The 4,369-nt window shown below is 66.4% G+C and carries 4 protein-coding genes; 1 reads left to right on the forward strand and 3 read right to left on the reverse strand.

Features of this window, described 5'->3' with window-relative positions; all coding sequences use genetic code 11:
* Window positions 1–147: 147 nt before the first annotated feature.
* Complete coding sequence (locus tag JHC81_RS13870) at window positions 148–765, reverse strand: glutathione S-transferase family protein (RefSeq protein ID WP_292175659.1); 618 nt, start codon at window positions 763–765, stop codon at window positions 148–150.
* A 203-nt stretch (window positions 766–968) separates the two neighbouring features.
* Here JHC81_RS13870 and JHC81_RS13875 point away from each other — a divergent pair, with 203 nt between their 5' ends.
* Entirely contained in the window at window positions 969–1,694 is a 726-nt protein-coding gene (locus JHC81_RS13875) for a YafY family protein (protein WP_292175661.1), read from the forward strand.
* Window positions 1,695–1,700: 6 nt separating this feature from the next.
* Here the strand turns inward: JHC81_RS13875 and JHC81_RS13880 are convergent, their stop codons facing one another.
* Both JHC81_RS13880 and JHC81_RS13885 read right to left on the reverse strand, forming a co-directional pair.
* Window positions 1,701–2,903 (reverse strand): acetyl-CoA C-acyltransferase, encoded by a 1,203-nt coding sequence (locus JHC81_RS13880; protein ID WP_292175662.1) that lies wholly within the window; start codon window positions 2,901–2,903, stop codon window positions 1,701–1,703.
* A gap of 113 nt (window positions 2,904–3,016) precedes the next feature.
* Window positions 3,017–3,922, reverse strand: coding sequence for an SDR family NAD(P)-dependent oxidoreductase (locus tag JHC81_RS13885; protein WP_292175664.1), 906 nt, complete (start codon window positions 3,920–3,922; stop codon window positions 3,017–3,019).
* Window positions 3,923–4,369: the final 447 nt, after the last annotated feature.

A 4,369-nucleotide genomic window follows, 5' to 3' on the forward strand; every position in this document is an offset into this window, starting at 1 on the left:
AGCGGTGTGGGCGGCGCTGCGCCTCCGGAGCCGACGGCGGGCGGTGGGGGCGGGGGGAGCTGGATCATCGCCGCCCTAATACGACAGCGGCGACGAAGTTGCGCCTGCGTCATCCGGCTCCAGGCCTGATTGACGCAAGCGCGTCGATCATGCGGCCTGAACGGTCTCGACGATCGGACTGTCGCGGGCATCCGCGCGGACCCGGGCCGCGCGCTGCGCCAACCGCTCGGCATAGGCATCCAGCAGCGGGCTTTCCGGAAGAAACGCTCTCGCCCAAGCCAGGCTGGACCCCACCATGATGTCCGCGACCGTGAAGCGCTCGCCCATAAGATAGGGACCGACCCACAGGGCCTCCAGCAACCGATCCGCAGCCGCCTGATACCGCGCCCCGGCCAGAGGATCGCGGTCGGCCTCGCCGGTCATCTTCGACCATAGGGCCGGTTCCAGCTCGCCGACCGCCCAGCATATCCAGGTCAGCAGCGGACCACGCTCGGCCGATCCCGGCTGTGCGCCCAGATTCGCCTCCGGAAACATGTCCGTCAGATACAGGGCGATGGCGGCGGACTCGGTGATCACGGCCTGATCGTGCCGCAGGGCCGGCACCTTGCCGTCCGGGTGTGGGTTGGACGGATCGGCCTCACCCACGGTCTGGCCGTTACGCACGGCGATCTGGCAATAGCGGACCTGACAATCGATGCCGAGTTCCTCGATCAGCCAGACCATCCGCGACGACCGCGACTGTGGCGCGTGGAAGAGGGTGAGCATGTTGAAATCTCCCGTGATGCGCCGTTTCAGCGCCCCGATGGCCCCTCGCCATCGACGACACTTGACTACTGCCACCCTGCTGCCAGCATGCTGTCAGCAGTGATGATGCAGGGTGGAAATCTGTCGCCGTTGGCAGCAGACAAAGAGAGGAGATCGCGCTCAAGCAGCAAGCCGCCGCGCGGCGAGCGTTAGCGCGCACAAAGATGAGACGCGCCGACCGACTGTTCCAGATCATCCAGGTGCTGCGCCGGTCGTCCAGGCCGGTGACGGCTGACGCCATGGCCGTCGAGCTGGAGACCTCCAAACGCTCCATCTATCGCGACATCGCCACCCTGATGGGCCAACGGGTGCCGATCCGGGGCGAGGCGGGCATCGGCTATGTGCTGGACGGCGGCTTCGACATGCCGCCGCTGATGCTGACCTCCGACGAGATGGAGGCGGCGGTGCTGGGGGCGCAATGGGTGGCGGGGCGCGGCGACCCCGGTCTGGCCCGCGCGGCCAATGATCTGATCGCCAAGATCGCCGCCACCGTGCCCGAGCGGTTGCGCCCCGTGATCATGGAGCCGGCCGTGTCGACGCCGCCCGCCTGGCAGCATGCGGTCGAGACCCTGGATATGGCCCGCGTCCGCGCGGCCATCCATGCGGGCCGCAAGCTGCGGCTTCACTATGCCGACGAACAGGGGCGCGAGACACAGCGGATCATCTGGCCCTGCCTGGTCGGCTATCGCGAGACGACGCGTCTGCTGGTCGGCTGGTGCGAGACGCGCGAGGACTTTCGCACCTTCCGCACTGACCGTGTAGTGGAGGCCGACTATCTCGACGACCGCTATCCGGGCCGTCCGGCCGCGCTGCGTGCACGCTGGTTCAAGCTGATGGAGGCCGAACGGGCGAAGTGGGCGGCGCAGGGCAACAGCGAACCCTGCGCCTGAACCTGGTCAGTAGATCTCGAACAGACCCGCCGCGCCCATGCCACCGCCGATGCACATGGTGACGACGCCGTATTTGGCCCCGCGACGCTTGCCCTCGATCAGGACGTGGCCGGTCATGCGAGCCCCCGACATGCCGTACGGATGGCCGATGGAGATGGCCCCGCCCGAGACGTTCAGCCGGTCCATCGGAATACCCAGGGTGTCGGCGCAGTACAGAACCTGCGACGCGAACGCCTCGTTCAGCTCCCAGATGCCGATGTCATCGATGGTCAGGCCGTGGCGGCGCAGCAGGATCGGCACGGCATAGACCGGCCCGATGCCCATTTCGTCAGGTTCGCAACCGGCCACGGCCATGCCGCGATAGGCCCCGAGAGGCTGCAGGCTGCGCTTCACCGCCTCGCCGGCCTCCATGATCACACAGGCCGAGGCCCCGTCCGATAGCTGCGACGCATTGCCGGCGGTGATGTACTCGCCCTGCTCGATCTCCTCGCCGCCCCCGAAGACGGGCTTCAGCGCCTTCAGCCCCTCCAGCGTCGTGTCGGCGCGGTTGCCCTCGTCTTTCGAAAGCGTGACCTCCTTGGCTGAGGCCTGACCGGTCGCCTTGTCGACGACCTGCATGGTGGTGGTCATGGGCACGATCTCGGCGTCGAGACGCCCCTCGGCCTGGGCCTGGGCCGTCCGCTGCTGGGACTGCAGCGCATATTCGTCCTGGCGATCGCGCGAGATGCCGTAACGGCGCGAGACCACCTCGGCCGTCTCCAGCATCGACATATAGATGTGCGGAGCCTGCTTCAGCAGCGCCTCGTCCTTCATCCGGTACAGGTTCATATGCTGGTTCTGGACCAGAGAGATGCTCTCCAGACCGCCGCCGACCGCCATCTTCTGATGGTCGAAGATCACCTGTTTGGCCGCCGTAGCGATACCCATCAGGCCCGAGGCGCACTGGCGATCCAGGCTCATGCCCGGCACCGTCACCGGCAGGCCGGCGGCCAGGGCCACCTGGCGCGCCACATTGGTACCGGTCGAGCCCTGCTGCAGGGCCGCACCCATGACCACATCCTCGATCTCCGCCGGATCGACGCCTGCACGCTGGACGGCGTGTCTGACGGCGTGCGCCCCAAGCTGCTGGGCCTGGGTGTCGTTGAAGGCCCCGCGATAGGCGCGACCGATGGGGGTCCGGGCGGTCGAGACGATGACGGCTTCACGCATGGCATTCTTCCTTCAGGGCGCTAACGCTCGCGACGCGGTCGCTCGCTGCTTGAGCGCGAGTTCAGTGTGGGATGACAGTAGCGACCTGCCGCCGGGTCAACGCAAGTCCGGCCTTACCCATGCGCCTTCTGGGCCTTTGACAGCTCGATCATTCCTTGGGCCGCGCCCATGTCCGGCACGATCTCTCCGGCGCGGTCGGAAATCTCGGCGAAACGGGCGGCGACCTGTTCGGGGGCGTCATCGCCGTCGATGAAGGCCCCTTGGGTCAGGGTGATATAGGCGCGTTCGAACCCGCCGGCACCGGCGGCCAGGATGCAGCGGCTGGGGGCGTCCTCACTCACCAGATACAGCAGCCCCGGCGTGACGCGGTCGGGGCCCAGTTTCTCCAGCGGCAGGGCCGCACCCAGATCCTCGGTCATGCGGGTATGGGCCGTCGGGGCCAGGCAGTTGACCCGGATGTCGTTCTTGGCCCCCTCGATCGACAGGGTCTGCATCAGGCCGACCAGCGCCATCTTGGCCGCGCCATAGTTGGACTGGCCGAAGTTGCCATACAGGCCCGAGGACGAAGTCGTCATGACGATGCGGCCGTAGTTCTGGGTTCGCATGATCTCCCACACCGCCTTTGTGCAGTTGACCGCCCCCATCAGATGGACGTCGACGACGAAGCGGAAGTCCTCCAGCTCCATCTTGGCGAACGTTTTGTCGCGCAGGACGCCGGCGTTGTTGACCAGGATGTCGACCCGACCCCATTTGGCCATGACCTGATCCACCATGGCCTGAACCGCCGCCGCATCCGTGACCGAGGCCGCATTGGCCATGGCCTCGCCGCCCGCGGCCACGATCTCGGCGACGACGCTTTCTGCCGCCGTGGTGGAACTCCCCGAGCCGTCGCGGGCCCCGCCCAGGTCGTTGACGACCACCTTGGCCCCGCGTTTGGCCAGGGCCAGCGCATGCTCGCGCCCCAGACCGCCGCCCGCTCCCGTCACGATCGCCACCCGGTCGTCAAATCTCATCGTCATGCCTGCAAGCTCCAAGTTCACAGTTGGTCTGAAACACCTCGACCCGTGACGCAAGCTGTCATCGCGCACAGCGTCGCGCCAGAACGAGAGTCATGTTCAAGGCGGCCAATCGCCCGCCCTCAATGACGTCCCGACCCAAATTCGCGAATGTTTTCTGGTTAACTTCGCCAAATATGTTGAAATCATGCCACAGTTGCCGCATTGGTGGCGGGAAGGCGGAACCCGAGCGCCACAATGTCGTTCGGCCTCCCGAGTGTCACGTGTACAAGCGTGGACATCCGATCATCACGAGTATGAGGACTAACATGAAGCTCAAACTTCTAGCCGGGGTCGCCCTGGCGAGCCTGTTCACCGCCGGCACGGCGTCTGCCGAGCCGAATGGCTGGTATGGCGCGATCGACGCCGGTTACAACTTCTGGAGCGACGACGTCGAGGCGATCTCGACGA

Origin of the sequence: Brevundimonas sp., assembly GCF_016463295.1 — a bacterium.
Classification (GTDB): Bacteria; Pseudomonadota; Alphaproteobacteria; order Caulobacterales; family Caulobacteraceae; genus Brevundimonas.